This window comes from Frigoribacterium sp. PhB118, assembly GCF_003751725.1.
Classification (GTDB): Bacteria; Actinomycetota; Actinomycetes; order Actinomycetales; family Microbacteriaceae; genus Frigoribacterium.
Genome location: NZ_RKID01000003.1, coordinates 251247 through 266648, shown reverse-complemented (window position 1 = coordinate 266648; position 15402 = coordinate 251247). Strand labels below are relative to the sequence as shown.

General features: G+C 74.4%; 16 protein-coding genes. 14 read left to right on the top strand and 2 right to left on the bottom strand.

The annotated features are described in order from the left end of the window. The first annotated feature begins 79 nt into the window (after positions 1-79). Both EDF21_RS10770 and EDF21_RS10765 read left to right on the top strand, forming a co-directional pair. Positions 80-2071, top strand: a complete 1992-nt coding sequence (locus EDF21_RS10770) for a sensor histidine kinase (protein WP_233568461.1) — start codon at positions 80-82, stop codon at positions 2069-2071. Continuing rightward, entirely contained in the window at positions 2068-2787 is a 720-nt protein-coding gene (locus EDF21_RS10765; RefSeq protein ID WP_123571319.1) for a response regulator, read from the top strand. The genes EDF21_RS10770 and EDF21_RS10765 overlap by 4 nt, the downstream gene beginning before the upstream one ends. 169 nt (positions 2788-2956) lie before the next feature. Here EDF21_RS10765 and EDF21_RS10760 read toward each other — a convergent pair whose 3' ends face one another. Next, positions 2957-3922: a hypothetical protein gene (locus EDF21_RS10760; RefSeq protein WP_123571318.1), complete on the bottom strand. Its 966-nt coding sequence runs from the start codon at positions 3920-3922 to the stop codon at positions 2957-2959. Beyond that, complete coding sequence (locus tag EDF21_RS10755) at positions 3915-4199, bottom strand: hypothetical protein (RefSeq protein ID WP_123571317.1); 285 nt, start codon at positions 4197-4199, stop codon at positions 3915-3917. Before EDF21_RS10755 ends, EDF21_RS10760 begins: the two co-directional genes overlap by 8 nt. Positions 4200-4391: 192 nt before the next feature. Here EDF21_RS10755 and EDF21_RS10750 point away from each other — a divergent pair, with 192 nt between their 5' ends. The 12 genes from EDF21_RS10750 (at position 4392) to EDF21_RS10695 (ending at position 15343) form a co-directional block, all read left to right on the top strand. Further along, positions 4392-4739, top strand: a complete 348-nt coding sequence (locus EDF21_RS10750) for a flagellar basal body protein (RefSeq protein WP_055975153.1) — start codon at positions 4392-4394, stop codon at positions 4737-4739. Next, on the top strand, positions 4736-5131 hold the full coding sequence (locus EDF21_RS10745) for a flagellar basal body rod protein FlgC (RefSeq protein WP_043596823.1): 396 nt from the start codon (positions 4736-4738) through the stop codon (positions 5129-5131). The genes EDF21_RS10750 and EDF21_RS10745 overlap by 4 nt, the downstream gene beginning before the upstream one ends. Then, positions 5131-5487, top strand: coding sequence for a flagellar hook-basal body complex protein FliE (fliE, locus tag EDF21_RS10740; protein ID WP_123571316.1), 357 nt, complete (start codon positions 5131-5133; stop codon positions 5485-5487). Before EDF21_RS10745 ends, fliE begins: the two co-directional genes overlap by 1 nt. Continuing rightward, a complete protein-coding gene (fliF, locus tag EDF21_RS10735) occupies positions 5487-7178 on the top strand; it encodes a flagellar basal-body MS-ring/collar protein FliF (protein ID WP_123571315.1) in 1692 nt (563 codons plus the stop codon). Before fliE ends, fliF begins: the two co-directional genes overlap by 1 nt. After that, positions 7175-8230: a flagellar motor switch protein FliG gene (fliG, locus tag EDF21_RS10730; RefSeq protein WP_123571314.1), complete on the top strand. Its 1056-nt coding sequence runs from the start codon at positions 7175-7177 to the stop codon at positions 8228-8230. Before fliF ends, fliG begins: the two co-directional genes overlap by 4 nt. Before the next feature lie 143 nt (positions 8231-8373). Continuing rightward, on the top strand, positions 8374-9108 hold the full coding sequence (locus tag EDF21_RS10725) for a FliH/SctL family protein (RefSeq protein ID WP_350224686.1): 735 nt from the start codon (positions 8374-8376) through the stop codon (positions 9106-9108). Between the two features lie 62 nt (positions 9109-9170). After that, positions 9171-10529: a FliI/YscN family ATPase gene (locus EDF21_RS10720; protein ID WP_123571488.1), complete on the top strand. Its 1359-nt coding sequence runs from the start codon at positions 9171-9173 to the stop codon at positions 10527-10529. Then, complete coding sequence (locus EDF21_RS10715; protein ID WP_192122984.1) at positions 10529-10987, top strand: hypothetical protein; 459 nt, start codon at positions 10529-10531, stop codon at positions 10985-10987. Before EDF21_RS10720 ends, EDF21_RS10715 begins: the two co-directional genes overlap by 1 nt. Then, positions 10984-11763 carry a C40 family peptidase gene (locus tag EDF21_RS10710; protein WP_233568460.1) on the top strand — a complete coding sequence of 260 codons (780 nt, stop codon included), beginning with the start codon at positions 10984-10986 and terminating at the stop codon, positions 11761-11763. The genes EDF21_RS10715 and EDF21_RS10710 overlap by 4 nt, the downstream gene beginning before the upstream one ends. Beyond that, the gene (locus EDF21_RS10705) at positions 11760-13565 is read left to right on the top strand and encodes a flagellar hook-length control protein FliK (protein ID WP_123571311.1); all 1806 of its coding nucleotides are present in this window, start codon (positions 11760-11762) and stop codon (positions 13563-13565) included. The genes EDF21_RS10710 and EDF21_RS10705 overlap by 4 nt, the downstream gene beginning before the upstream one ends. Before the next feature lie 12 nt (positions 13566-13577). Beyond that, positions 13578-14024, top strand: a complete 447-nt coding sequence (locus EDF21_RS10700; RefSeq protein ID WP_052505459.1) for a flagellar hook assembly protein FlgD — start codon at positions 13578-13580, stop codon at positions 14022-14024. A gap of 149 nt (positions 14025-14173) precedes the next feature. Beyond that, on the top strand, positions 14174-15343 hold the full coding sequence (locus EDF21_RS10695; protein WP_056043669.1) for a flagellar hook protein FlgE: 1170 nt from the start codon (positions 14174-14176) through the stop codon (positions 15341-15343). Positions 15344-15402: the final 59 nt, after the last annotated feature.

Sequence of the window (15402 nt, the reverse complement as noted above, 5' to 3'; positions counted from 1 at the left end):
GTGCGGCGCGTGCGCGAGGGCTGGGCGGGGCCGCGAGGAGGCGCGGGTCGCGTCGGCCGCGCCGGGTACCCTGGCGGGCGTGACCGACGACAGCTCACCACGGGGACGCCGCACGCCGGCGAGCCGTCGGGCGGGTGCGCGAGGCGGGTCGGGGCAGGGGGCGACGCCGCGCCTCCGGAAGCGGCGTTTCGCCACCGAGGTGCTGCTGCTCCAGCTCGCCGTCGTCACCGCCATCGTGCTGCTGACCAGTGCCGTCTTCGCGACGATCGCCGTCCAGCGCCTGGCGCGCGAGGCCGAGTCGACCGCGCTCGCCGTGGCCCAGAGCGTCGCCAGCGACACCGACGTCCGGGAGCAGGTCGCCCTGCTGAGCGTCGACGGCACCGAGATCGACCAGGAGGCGCTGGCCCGGGGAGCCCTGCAGCGCACCGCGGTCGCGGCCCAGCAGCGCACCGGGGCGCTCTTCGTCGTCGTGACCGACGATCGCGGGGTGCGGCTGGCGCACCCGGACCCCTCCCGCATCGGCGAGCGGGTGAGCACCAGCCCCGACGCCGCCCTGCGAGGGGAGGAGGTCGTCGCCTGGGAGCGCGGCACGCTCGGCGACTCGGCCCGCGCGAAGGTGCCGATCTACGCTCGGGGCGTCTCGGTCGGCGCGGCGTCGGTGGCCTCCGGCTCGGCGGCGGACGTCGTCGGCGAGGTCAGCGTCGGGTACGCGCCGACCCGGGTCTACGACACCCTCGTGCAGGACGCCCTGCCCGTCGTCGGGGTGGCCGTGCTCGCCCTCGCGCTCGGCGTCGTCGCGTCGGTGCTGATCCGTCGGCGGCTCGACCGCGCCACCCTCGGGCTGCAGCCCGAGGAGCTGTCGAGCCTCGTCCAGAACCAGCAGGCCGTGCTCGGCGGGGTCGGCGAGGGGGTGCTGGCGGTGTCCGGCGACGGCGTCGTGACGGTGTGCAACGACCAGGCCGCGCGACTGCTGGCGGTCGACGCATCGACCGCCGTGGGGAGGCCGCTCGCCGGGCTCGGCCTGCCCGAGGGGCTCGTCGCGCTGCTCGGTCCGAGTGAGCCGCGCAGGCCGCGCGACGCCGTCGACGAGGCGTCGGCCGGCACCTCGGCGGGCACCCCGGCCGACACCACGCTCGTGGTCGGCCACCACGTGCTGCTCGTCGACGTGCGTCCGGTGTCGCGCGACGGGGTCGACCTGGGCCGGGTCGCGGTGGTGCGCGACCGCACGGCCGTCGAGGCCCTGACCCGCCGGCTCGACGCCGTCGGCGCGATGACCACGGCCCTCCGCGCGCAGCGACACGAGTTCGCCAACCGGCTGCACGCCCTGTCGGGGATGCTCGAGCTCGGTCGCGCCGAGCAGGCCCGCGCCTACCTCGCCGACGTCCTCGACCACGGGCCGTTGCGCTACCCGGTCGCCCACGCCGACCGGCTGACCGAGCCGTACCTGCAGGCGTTCCTCGGGGCGAAGGGCGTCGAGGCTGCCGAGCGGGGCGTCCTGCTGAAGCTCGGGCCCGAGACGCTCGTGACGGGGTCGGTCGTCGAGCCCGGCGACGTGACGACCGTCCTCGGCAACCTGGTCGACAACGCGGTCCGGGCGGCCGTCGCCGGACGGGTCACGCCCGCCTGGATCGAGGTCGAGGTGCTCGACGACGGCACCGACCTGCACCTGTCGGTGATGGACTCGGGCGACGGCGTCGCCGACGTGGACCAGCTGTTCGATCGTGGGCCGCACCGTGCCGACGACGAGCCCGACCCCGCACGCGTGCACGGTCTGGGGTTCGGGCTGCCGCTCTCCCGGGACATCGCCCGACGCCGCGGCGGCGACGTCTGGCTCGGCTCGCCGGGCGGCGACGGGCACGGCGCCGTGTTCTGCGCGAGGCTCGTGGGCGCGGTCTCGCGCGAGGCGGTGGCGACGGGCGAGGCGGTGGTGACGGGCGCGTCCGGGCCGGCCCGCGCCTCCTCGTCCCATGGCGGCGACGACCCGCGACCGCCCGGCGTCGGCACGTCCGCCGGCAGCGCCCCCGCCCCCGGACCGCCCGCCCCCGACACCCCCGAGAGGACCACCCCGTGACGACCGAACTCACCGTGCTCGTGGTCGACGACGACTTCTACGTCGCCGACCTGCACCGCCGCCAGGTCGAGCAGCTGCCCGGCCTGCGGGCGTTGCCGGCCGTCGGCACGGTCGCCGAGGTGCGCCGCGTCCTCGCCGAACGGCACGTCGACCTGCTGCTGCTCGACGTCCACCTGCCCGACGGCAGCGGGCTCGACCTGCTGCGCGAGGTCGACGTCGACGCGTTCGTGCTCAGCGCCGCGTCGGACGCCACGACCGTGCGGCGGGCCCTGCGGCGCGGGGCGCTGGGCTACCTGATCAAACCGTTCGCGTCGGGCACGCTGGTCGACCGGCTGCGCGCCTACCAGCGGTACCGCAACGTGCTCGACGAGCGGACGGCCGTCGACCAGGAGGCGCTCGAACGGGCCCTGCGCATCCTCCATTCCGGCGACGCGGCGAAGGCGGCCTCGCCGTCGCGGTCGGCGACGGAGCAGGCGGTGCTCGAGCAGTTCGGAGCCGAGGCGGATGCGGACGCCGCCGACACCGAGGTCGGGGCCGGGGCCGGGGCCGGCGTCGGGCCGCTCGAACTGTCGGCGGCCGACGTCGCCGCCCGGGTCGGGGTCTCGCGGGCCACGGCGCAGCGGTACCTCGCGGCGCTCGCCGCCGACGGTCTCGTCACGATGAAGCTCAGCTACGGCACCACCGGCCGCCCCGAGCACCGCTACTCGCGCCCCTGACCCGACCCGCGCCTCCTGCCCGTCGCCCGCTCGCTCGTCCGCCTGCTCGCCACCGCGTCGCACCGCCCACTGAACGTCGCACCGCCCACGTCGGCGGTGCGACGTCCAGTCGGCGGTGCGAAGCCCCCCCCGCTCGTCGGGGCGGGCCGCCGAGGAGGCGCGGGCCGGCTCAGTCCGCCGGTGCGGTCTCGACGACCGGACCGTTCACCTGCACGTCGATGAGGCGGCTGAGGGAACTGTCGGGTCCGCCCTGGAGGGTCACGGTGTAGGGCTCGTCGGCACCCTCACCGGGTCCGGTCACGATCCGCCGTGAGCCGCTCGGCGTGGTGTCGTCCTCGAAGACGGTGAAGCCGTCGGCGACGAGGGCGTCGACCAGCGCTGCCGTCGTCGCGTCCCGTGAGGCACCCGGGACGAGCACGACGGAATGCGCGACGGTCCACTGTCGGATGCTGCTGTCCGGGTCGTTCGGCGTGCCGGCCACACCGGCGTCGCCGTCCTCGAACACCTCGACGCTCTCGACGACGGCCGGGTCGACGAGCGCGACCACCCGGTCGACGAGGTCGTCGGCACGTCGGCCGGTCTCTTCGATGGAGGGGGTCGACTTCCCCGTGGGGGTCTCGTCGACGGTCGGTCCGACCACGCCGAGGAGGACGTAGTTCTGCCCGGGCGACGCCCCGTTGTCACCGGCCTGCACGGTCAGCTCGAAGCCGTCGTAGCGGTCCTCGTCCGAAGTCAACGTGACCCAGCGACCTCCCGCGTTCGACGTCTCCCGGTCGAGACCCACCGTCCAGCCGTCCGCGACGCGGGCATCGATCACGGACTCGGCGACGTCGAGCTGGGGTGCGTCCGGCACGAGGTTCACGTACCGCAGCACCCGCCACTCCTGGATGCTGCCGTCGGCGTCGTCCGCGGAGCCGCCGATCGACGCCGCGCCGTCCTCCTGGGCCTCGACGCTCGCCACGAGCGTCGGGTCGACCTGGGCCTGGAGGCCGTCGATCAGTTCCGTGGCGATCGTGCCGGTCTCCTCGAGGGTCCTTCCGTCGTCCACATCGCGAGGGCCCGTCGTGCCGGTGCTGCACGCGGTGAGGAGGGCGATGCCCAGCGCCGCGAGGCAGAGCGCTCGTCGATCACCCATGGAGACCCACGAACCACCAGAGCGACGCAATCTCGGCGGGCTGCCGCTGGAGGCCGATCCACAGACCGACCGGCCACAGGAGCAGGGGCAGCACGACCCCGACCGCGACCACTGCGACCACGAGGCCGAGGAACACGAGTCCGACCGCGGCACCGACCGACCGGCGACCCAGAGCGGCGTCCGCGGCCGCCTCGTCGTCGTCCACGACGATCTCCTCGTCCGGGTCGGCAGCGTGCTCGTCCCCGAGGCCCAGCAGACGTCGACCGTCCTCGTCCATGCGCGCGCCTCCGTCCCCCCGGTCCTGGGCGCGACGCTAGCAGCAGGGGCCGCCCGCCCCCAGTACGGGGCAGCCGCCTGCGCACCGCTTACGTCGCCCCGCGCCCCGCCGATAGAGCGCCGTGAGCACGGATCGCTCGTACACCGGCCACGGATCGGCCCCTCGCACTCCATCGACCCCACCGGGACAGGCATGCCACTCGAATCCGTGACGCAAGCGGCGCTGCAGAGCGCCCTCGACGGTCTCTCGCTGCGTCAGAAGACGATCGCCGCGAACATCGCGAACGTCAACACCCCGAACTACACCGCCAAGCGGGTGCAGTTCGAGGAGGCGCTGGGCCGGTCGGTCGCGTCCGGCAGCGGAGCGGTCCAGGCGTCCACGTCGCGCAGCCTCGAGCCGACGCGTCTCGACGGCAACAACGTGAACCTCGACACCGAGACCCTGTCGAACGTCGACACCGTGCTGCGGTACCAGTTCGCCACGCAGGCCATGAACTCCGAGCTGACGGCCGTGCGCGCCGCGTTCCGGACGAACTCGTGACCGCCTTCGACGCGATCGGCATCGCGAGCACCGGCCTGACCGTGCACCGCAAGTGGCTCGACGCCGTGTCGGACAACATCGCCAACGTCAACACCGTCAAGTCGATGGACGACACCGCCTTCCAGGCCCGCTACGTCGAGGTGCAGGAGGGCGCCGGCACGTCCGGCGTCTTCGTCAAGGCCGACCGCTACGGCAGCGAGGCCGGCCGCGTCACGTACCTCCCCGACCACCCGCTGGCCGACGCCGAGGGGTACGTGCGCATGCCCGACATCGACCTCGGCGCCCAGATGGGCGACCTGATCATGGCGCAGCGTGGCTACCAGGCCAACGCCGCCGTGGTCGACCGTGCCAAGACGGCCTACGAGGCCGCACTCCAGATCGGACGTGGCTGATGCCCATCGCAGGAATCCAGGCCCTCGGGGCCGTGCAACAGACCGGCTTCGCCGACGTGGGCTCGCTCATGGGGGCCGGCGGTGCGTCCGACGTGACGGGCGTGGCCGGCGCGACCGGCGCCTCCTCGGCCTCGGGCGCGACCTTCGGCGCGACCATGACCGGAGCCGTCGAGGGGCTGCAGCAGCTGCAGTCCGAGGCGAAGACCCTCGCGGTCAAGGCCGTCACCGGTGACCTGACCGACATCCACGACGCGACCATCGCGGCGACGCGTGCCCAGGTCACGCTCGAGCTGGTCAGCGCCGTCCGCAACAAGGGCGTCGACGCCTTCAACGAGATCATGAGGATGCAGGCCTGATGCCGAACGCCGTCAAGGGCCAGCTCGCCAAGCTCGGTGCCGCCCTCCAGAGCTTCACGGTCGCGCAGCGCACGATCGCCGTCATCCTGGTCGCCGCCCTCGTGCTCGGCGTCGTCGCGCTCGTCAGCTGGCTGGGCAAGCCCACCTACACGCCTCTGTTCAGCGGCATCGACCCGACCGACGCGAGCGCCATCGTCGAACTGCTGCAGACCGACGGCGTGCCGTACGAGCTGACCGCGGGCGGCGGCACGATCCTCGTGCCCGAGAACGTCGTCTACGACGAGCGCCTCAAGGCCGCGGCCGCGGGGCTGCCCGCCGCGAGCTCGGGCGGCGGCTACTCGCTGCTCGACACCATGGGCGTCACCTCGTCCGAGTTCCAGCAGAACGTCACCTACAAGCGTGCGATCGAGGGCGAGCTCGCAAACACGATCAAGGCGATGGACGGCGTCAAGAACGCCAGCGTGCAGCTCGCGATCCCCGAGGAGTCGGTGTTCGTCGCCGAGCAGCGCGACCCGACCGCCTCGGTGTTCGTCGAGACCCAGGCCGGTGCGACGCTGGACTCCAAGCAGGTGCAGGCCATCGTCAACCTGACCAGCGCCTCCGTCGACGGCATGAAGGCGACCGACGTCGCCGTCACCGACGCCTCGGGCACGGTGCTCTCGGCCGTCGGCAGCGGAGCGGTCGGAGGCGCGGACGGCGACGCGAGCGACTACGAGTCCAAGGTCCAGGCCTCGGTCCAGGCCATGCTCGACAAGATGGTCGGCCCCGGCAACTCGTCCGTCGTGGTGGCCGCCGACCTCGACCAGAGCTCGGGCACCAAGGTGACCGAGTCGTTCTCGCAGCCGACCTCGGGGCCGATCGCCCTGAACGAGTCGGGCACCACCGAGCAGTACGGCTCCGGGGCGAACGGGGCGAACGGCACCGGTGCGACCGGCGTGCTCGGCCCCGACAACATCGCGGTGCCCAACGGCACGGCGGCCGACGGCACGACCACCGCGGGCACCGGCGCCGACGGGGGCTACACCAACGAGTCGACCACCAAGAACAACGCCGTCGACAAGGTCACCGAGAGCCTCAACGTCCCGGCTGGCGAGGTCAGCCGCCAGACGGTGTCGGTCGCGCTGAACTCGGCCGCGGCCAACGGGGTCAACATGCAGAGCGTCCGCGACCTCGTCGGTGCCGCCGCCGGCATCGACGCCGCCCGCGGCGACACCGTCCAGGTCGCGCAGGTCGACTTCGACACCTCGGCCGCGGACGCCGCCGCCGAGGCGCTCAAGGCCGCCGACGCGGCGAGTGCCAGCGAGGCGATGTGGGGCACCATCCGCACGGTCGGCATCGTCGCGGCCATCGCGATCGCCGCCATCGTGGGGCTCATCGTCTTCGCCCGTCGCAGCCGCCGCCAGGACCGCGAGGACGTCGACCTCGGCGAGCTCTCCCCGCAGAACGGCGCCCAGACCTGGGACGCCACGATGCCGCTGTCGCTGGACGACGCCGTCGCCACCTCGCGCCTGACCCTGCCCGGCATGGGCGAGCCGAAGACCGAGCTGCTCGAGGTCGACGCCCCGACGCCGTCGCCCGAGTTCGTCTCGGCCGAGCGCCGCCGGGCCGAGATCGACGCGATGGCCGAGCGCGACCCGGGCAAGACCGCCGAGCTGCTCCGCGGCCTGATGGACGACCGGCAGCCCGCATGAGCCTCGTCCCCACCACCTTCGGCGCCCCCGCGGTCCCCGGGGTCGGCAAGCCGTTGACCGGCGCCCAGAAGGTCGCGGTCATCCTGATGCAGATGGACCAGTCCCGCGCGGCCGCGGTCATGAAGGAGTTCAGCGAGGTCGAGGCCGAGGAGATCGCGGCCGAGATCGTCCGCCTGCGTCGCGTCGACCCCGCGCTCGCCGAGGCCACCGTGGCCGAGTTCCACGACCTCAGCGTGAGCGGCCGCTACCAGCGCCGCGGCGGCCACGACGTCGCCGTCGGTCTGCTCGAGGCGTCGTTCGGTTCCGAGCGTGCCGCCGGCGTCATGGAGCGCATGGCCTCCAACATGGCCGGCAAGTCGTTCGAGTTCCTCGACGAGGCCGAGGCCGGTCAGGTCGTCGCGCTCCTCGACGGCGAGCTGCCGCAGACCATCGCCCTGGTGCTCGCGCACCTCAGGCCACAGCAGGGTTCCGCCGTGATGTCGGGCCTCGACGTCGAGCTGCGCGCCGACGTGGCCCAGGCCATCGCGACGATGGGCACGGCCACCCCCGAGTCGGTCGGCATCGTCGCGGCCACCCTCAAGGTCCGGGCCGGCGCCGTCGTCGCCCCGCGGGACCAGGTCGAGGTCGTCGGGGGCATCCAGCCGCTGATCGAGATCCTCAACCGCAGCGACGTGGCGACCGAGAAGGCGCTGCTCGAGGGCCTCGACGAACGTGACCCCGAGCTGGCCGAGGAGGTGCGCTCGCGCATGCTCACCTTCGAGGACATCGTCAAGCTCGAGTCGCGCGACATCCAGCAGGTGCTGCGCGGCATCGACGCGGCGATCCTCGCCACGGCGATGAAGGGCGCGCCGGCGGCCGTCACCGAGGTCATCCGCGGCAACGTCTCCGAGCGCAACCGCGAACTGCTGGACGACGAGCTGCAGTCGATGGGTCCGGTCCGCAAGTCGCAGATCGAGGAGGCGCGGGCGTCGGTCGTGCGCGCCATCCGCGAACTCGAGGCGATGGGCGCGATCACCATGCACCGCTCGGACGACGACGCCCTCGTCGAGTAGCCCGGCCCCCCTTCGGGGCAAGGGCTAACGCCGTCCCGGCCGAGGTCGAGAGTCGCCGGTGAGCACGGATCGCTCACCCACCCCAGGCCACGGATCGGCCGTCACCCCCAACGCCGAACGGCCCTGTGATGCTCGATTCCGTGATGACCCCCGAGGGCGCCGCCCCGGCCTTCGCGCGCGTCAGCTATCCGTCCGTCACGCGGCCGGGGTCCGACGCCGCCACCACGCGACAGGCGCACGACGCCCGCGCCGAGGCCCGGGGGCACGCCGCCGGGTACGCCGCCGGCCTCCGCGCGGCCGAGCTCGAACTCGCCGCCCGCCGGGCCGTCCTCGAGGCCGAGCACTCCGACCTGCTGCACCGCCTCCAGGCCGCCACCGTCTCGGCCGTCGAGGCCCTCGCCTCGTCGGCCCGCGCGCTCGACGCCCGCGTCGCGCCCGTCCTGGACGACGCCGAGGAGGCGCTGGTCGCGACCGCCTTCGAGCTCGCCGAGGCGGTCCTCGGCTACGAACTGCGCGCCTCCGAGTCCGTCGACGGCGGCCCGTACGGGGCCGACGCCACCGCCCGGGGCGCCGCCGACACGGTCGACCCCCGCGAAGGACGGACCGCCCGTGCGGCGGTCGCCCGCGCCCTCGCCGTGACCGATCCCGGCGACGTCGTGACGGTCCGCCTCCACCCCGCCGACCTCGCCCAGCTCGACGCGGCGACCCGCGACTCCGTGGCCGCCGAGGTGGCCTTCGTCGCCGACGCGACCCTGGCCCGCGGCGACGCCGAGGCCGAGCGTCGCATCGGCCAGGTCGACGCCCGCCTCGGCACCGCGCTCGACCGGGCGCGGACGGCCCTGCTCGGCGACCCGGCGTCGGACGGGGGCGCCTCGTGACCCTCACCGCGCCTCCTGCCGTCGTAGCGACGGGTGCCGTCGTCGACGGCGGGCGTCCGCGCGTGCCGGCCGTCCTCGCTCCCCGTCTCGCCGCCGCCCGCGTCGCGGCCCGTCCACAGCGCGTGGGCCGGGTCAGCTCGGCCGTGGGCCTCGGCCTCACCGTGCAGGGCCTCGACGCGGCCGTCGGCGAGATCGTCGCCGTGGGCGACGCGACCGCGACGTCCGGGGGCACCACCGCCGGTTCGGACCTCGCCGAAGTGGTCGCGACCACGCCCGACGGCGTGCGCTGCATGCCGCTCGGCCGTCTGACCGGCATCACGACCGGCACGCCCGTCCGGTCGACCGGCCGTCCGCTGCTCGTCCCCACCGGCACGGGCCTGTTCGGGCGCGTGCTCGACGGCCTCGGCCGACCGATCGACGGCAAGGGGCCGCTCGTCGGTGCCGACGGGGGTCGCGTCGACCTCGTGCCGCTCGACCACGAGACCCCGTCCGCCATGCACCGCGCGCGCATCGACACGCCCCTGCAGCTCGGCGTGCGCGTGCTCGACACCCTGACCACGGTCGGCAAGGGGCAGCGCGTCGGCCTGTTCGCCGGCTCGGGCGTCGGCAAGTCGTCGCTGCTGTCGATGATCGCCCGCGGCTCGGACGCCCAGGTCAGCGTGATCGCCCTGGTCGGCGAGCGCGGCCGCGAGGTGCGGGAGTTCCTCGAGGACGACCTCGGGCCCGAGGGCCTCGCCCGCTCGATCGTCGTCGTCTCGACCAGCGACGAGCCCGCCCTGATGCGCCTCCGGGCCGCCTTCGTCGCGACCCGCATCGCCGAGTCGTTCCGCGACCAGGGCGCCGACGTCGTGCTGATGATGGACTCGCTCACCCGCGTGGCGATGGCCCAGCGCGAGATCGGCCTGTCGGTCGGCGAACCGCCCGCGACCCGCGGCTACCCGCCGTCGACGTTCTCGGTGCTGGCCGGTCTGCTCGAACGAGCGGGGACCGACCGCATCGGCTCGGTCACCGGGCTCTACACGGTGCTGGTCGACGGCGACGACCACAACGAGCCCATCGCCGACGCGGCCCGCAGCATCCTCGACGGGCACGTCGTGCTCGACCGCAAGCTCGCCGTGACCGGGCACTTCCCGTCGGTCGACGCGCTCGGCTCGGTCTCGCGCGTCGCCTCGAAGGTGACCAGCCCGCCCCAGCGCGCCGCCGCGACGACGCTGCGCAAGGTCATGGCCGCGCGCCGGGCCGCGCAGGACCTGCTCGACGTCGGTGCGTACCAGCGCGGCACGAACCCGCTCGTCGACGCGGCGGTCGACCACCAGGGCGCCATCGACGCGTTCCTGCAGCAGGGCATGGACGACCGGGCGGCCTCGGCCGACTCGTGGAACGCCCTGGCCTCGCTCACCTCGCGGTTCGGAGCGATCTGATGGCGCGCCCGTTCTCGCTGCTCGGCCTGCTGCGGCTGCGTCACGCCCAGCAGGACCAGGCCGGTGCCGTCCTCGCCGAGGCCAACGACCGTCTGCGCGAAGCTGCCGACGAGCGCGTGCGTGCCAAGCGCACCCTGGCCGACGAGCCGTCCGAGGTCACCGACGCGGCCATGCTGAGCGCGCTGGCGGCCTCGCGGGCCTCGTCGCGCGGCATGCTCGCCGAGCTCGACGCCGTCACCCAGCGCCGTCAGGCCGACGCCGACGCCGCCCAGGCCGCCTTCAACGAGGCCCGTCGCGCGGCGATCGGCCTCGAGAAGCTCGAGCACAAGCACGCGGTGGCCGAGGCGGCCGCCGACCTGCGCGACGAGCAGATCGCCCTCGACGAGATCGCCTCGCGCCCCCGCGCCGACGGCTCGCCGTCCGGCACCGACCCCGAGAACCCAGGAGGCGCGGCGTGAGTCCCGTGACCGAGGTCCTGTCCCGCATCCAGGACATCCAGGCGACCATCGCCCAGCTGCGCGCCGGCACCACCGGTGCGACGTCCGCGACGGCCACCGCCGCGTCCGCGACGTCGGCCACGGCCTTCGCCGACGCGCTCGCCGGCACGTCCGGGACGGGGGCGACGGCGACCAGCGCCTCCGTGGACGCCGTGGCCGGGTCGGTCGCGAGCGGCAGCGGAGCCGACGGCTCGGACGTGGTCGAGGCCGCGAAGAAGTACCTCGGCGTGCCGTACGTGTTCGGCGGCGAGGACCGGACCGGCATGGACTGCTCGGGCCTCGTGCAGACCGTGTTCGGGGACCTCGGCGTCAGCATGCCGCGGGTCGTGCCCGACCAGGCGAAGATGGGCGCCGAGGTGCCCTCGCTCGCCGAGGCGAAGCCCGGCGACCTGCTCGTGCCGAAGGGCGAGGGCCACATCGTGATCTACCTCGGCGACGGCAAGGTGCTGCACGCACCCCGCCCGGGCAAGGACGTCCAGATCGTCGACAACTGGTACAAGGACTCCGACCTCAGCACGATCCGGCGCATCGTCCCGGCCGAGGGCGCGACGGGTGCCGCCCCGGCGTCGTCCGCCTCGTCCGCCTCGTCCGCGTTGTCGAGCCTGTCCGGCCTCTCGGGCCTGTCGGGCTTGTCGGGTCTCTCCGGTGCCGCCGGTGCGTCGGGCGCGTCCTCGTCGGGGACCGACCTGATGACCGCGGCCCTGCAGAAGCTGATGAGCGCGGGGGTGGCCTCGTGACCCTGTCCCGCACCCTGCCGTTCGCGCCTCCTGCCCTGTCCGATGCGTCGTCGCTCCGCCCTTCCGCGGGGTCGCGGGGCCCGGGGGCCGGCACCGCCCGTGACGCCGACCGCGCGGCCACCGGCTTCGGTGCCGCCATGCGCGACGAGGGCTCCTCGACGCGAGACGCCGACCGAAACGCCTCCGTCGCGTCTCCTCCTGCCCCCACCCCGGCTCCGGCGTCCGCCTCGGCCGTGACCGGGTCGTCGTCGCTCGACGCCCCGTCCGTCGCCCCGTGGCGCTGGCCCCTCGCCGAGGCGACCTCGGCACCGACCGCCCCGGTCGACGAGCCCGGCACCGCGTCCACCACGACCGAGGCCGCCTCGACGACCGACGGCACCCCCGTCGTGCCGGGCGCCGTGCCGAGCGACGCGTCCGTCGACGCGTCCGTCGACGCGTCGGTGGCCGGGGGCTCCGTACCGGTCGAGGTCGCGACGTCGGCCGCCCCGGCCGAGACGGTCGCCGCCGCCCTCGCCGCTCTGCTGCGGCCCTCCGCCCTCACCGCTCCGGTGCGCGTCACGTCGCCGACCACCGATGGCGCCGGGGCCGAGCCGCTCGACCCCGCGCGCGACGGATCGGCGACCGATCCGTCCGCCGCCTCCGCCGCTCTTGCTCGGACGGCAGCGGCTGTCCTGGCGGCACCGGCGGTGCAGGCATCCGCAGCCGCAGCTCCCGCCGCGGCCCTCGCCGCGACCGCCGTCTCGACCGTGCAGCCCGCGACCGCTCCGGCCCCGGGTCCCGCCGGCACGTCCGCCACCGCGGCGAGCCCCGCGGCCGCCGGCGCGGGTGTGCCCGTCGCGCCCGGCGAGCCGACGCCGTCCGCTCCCGGTGGTGCGGCCCGCGCCGAGTCGGCCGCCGGTCCCGACACGGCCGCCGTCGTCGGCGACTCGGCCCGGAACGGTTCGCCGATGCGGGCGCCCGCTCCCACCCCCGTCCCGGCAGCGGTCGACCGCCCCCTCGCGCCGGCCGCCCTCGTGCTGCCCGGCACGCCCGGTCCGTCGAGCGCGACGACCGGCGCACCGTCCGCGCCGTCCGGTCCGTCCGCGACGCTTTCCGCTGCGCCTCCGGCCGGAGCCTCCGCCCCCGCGGCCTCCACGGCGACGCCCGCGGCGTCCACCTCCGCACCCACCCCGGCACCCGCGACCACCGACCCGATCGTGTTCGCCGCCCCCGCGGTCGGCGCGACGTTCCCCGTCGCCGCGACCGCCGCCTCCTCGTCCGCGACCCCGTCGCCGGTCGCCACCCCGCCGGCGCCGTTGACCTCGCAGCTCTCCCGGCCCCTGTTCACGCTCGCCGCGGCGGGCCCCGGGGTGCACGTCGTCACGGTCGACGTCGCCCCCGAGGCGCTCGGACCGGTCACCGTCCGGGCCCACGTCTCGGCACACGGCACGCACGTCGAGATGTTCGCCGCGTCGGACGCCGGCCGTGACGCCGTGCGGGCGATCCTCGGCGACCTCCGCCGCGACCTCGCGACGGCCGCCTCCACGACCGCGGGAGGCGCGGGTCACCAGACCAGCGTCGACCTCTCGTCCCAGGACCAGCCGTCCGACGGCCGGGGTGACCGCTCCGGTCAGCTCGGCTCGACCGGGGCGCAGGCCGGTGCCGACGGAGGCGCCGGGCGACAGGCCCGTGACGCCGCCGAGGCGCGCGGCGCCACCGGCCGCGCGCCGCGCGACGGAACCGACCCCCTCGACGCGACGGGCGCGGTCGACCGTGCCCGCGCCTCCTCGTCCCTCTCGACGTCCCTCGACGTCCTGGCCTGAACCGGAGACCCCATGCCCTCGATCGACCAGATATCGGGAACCGTCGACGTCGCGACCCAGATCGCCGCCGCCAACGCCGCGAAGAGCGGCTCGAGCCGTGCGACGGCGAACACGATGGACAGCGAGATGTTCATGAAGCTGCTCGTCACGCAGCTGAAGAACCAGGACCCGTCGACCCCGATGGACACCAACGCCATGATGTCGCAGACCACCCAGCTGGCGATGATGGAGCAGGTCACCGCGCAGACGACGACGGCCAACGAGAACTTCTCGCTGCAGATGCGCATCGCCGCGTCGAACCTGGTCGGCCGCGAGGTCAGCTACACGGGACCCGACGGCGTCGAGGTGAAGGGCACCGCGACGAGCGTGTCGTTCGCCGAGGCCGTCCCCAAGGTCTCGGTCGGCGGGAAGGAGGTCGCGTTGGATCTCATCTCGGGCATCGCCACCACGAAGGCGTGACACGCGTCCCCGACGCGCACCCCGCAGCACCACCGGCACCACCCGCACGACCCGCACCACCCCTCGAACCACACCGGGAGCAGGACGCGACCGGCACCACCCGCGCAGGACGCGCCTCCAGATCTCTCCCCAGCTGAAAGGCAGCACCCATGCTCCGCTCCCTCTACTCCGGCATCTCGGGCCTCCGCTCGCACCAGACGATGCTCGACGTCACCGGCAACAACATCGCCAACGTCAACACCGCCGGCTTCAAGTCGTCGACCACCCAGTTCCAGGACACGCTGTCGCAGATCACGCAGGGCGCCGGCGGCCCGCAGACCGGCATCGGCGGCACGAACCCCGCCCAGATCGGCCTCGGCGTGCAGGTCGCCGGCATCTCGACGAACTTCGCCCAGGGGTCGGCGCAGGCCACGGGCAAGGCGACCGACCTGATGATCTCGGGCGACGGCTTCTTCGTCACCCGCCTCGGCAACGACACCGTCTACACCCGCTCGGGCGCCTTCGACTTCGACGCCGACGGCCGTCTCGTGTCGTCCGACGGCAAGATCGTGCAGGGCTACTCGGCCACGAACGGCGTCATCAACGACGGAGGCGCGCTCGGCGACATCACGCTGCCCCTGAACGCGGCGGCCCCCGCGACGGCGACCTCGAGCGCCACGGTCGGCGGCAACCTGCCGAGCGAGTCGGCGGTCGGCGACAAGATCGTCCGCGACACCAAGGTGTTCGACGCCAACGGCCTCGAGCGCACCCTGACGCTCACCTTCACGCGCACGACGGCCGGCTGGGACGCCTCCGCGACCGACGGCAACGGGGGCGCCACGGCCTCGCTGGCCTTCGCCGACGGCAAGCAGGCGGGCGCGGCGTCGCTGCGACTCAACGGCGTCACCGTCGACCTGTCGGGCATCACCGGGTTCGCGGCGCTCAACACGACGTCGATCACCGAGCAGAACGGCCGTGCGGCCGGCACGCTGCAGGGCTTCTCGCTGTCGAAGGACGGCACCCTGATGGGCCAGTTCAGCAACGGTTCGACGGTCGGACTCGGCCGCGTCGTCCTCGCGACCTTCACGAACCCCGGCGGCCTCGAGAAGGAGGGCAACTCGGGCTACCGCGCCACCGCCAACTCGGGTGCCGCGACCGTCGGAGCCCCCGGCTCGCCCGGCATCGGCTCGCTGTCCAGCGGCTCGCTCGAGATGTCGAACGTCGACCTGTCGCAGGAGTTCACCAACCTGATCGTCGCCCAGCGCGGCTTCCAGGCCAACGCCCGCATCATCACCACCTCGGACGAGGTGCTGCAGGAGCTCACCAACCTCAAGCGCTAGTCGGCCGGCGGCAGCCCGCCGCTGGCCGCTGGTCGCCAGCGGCCGGCGGCAGCCCGCCG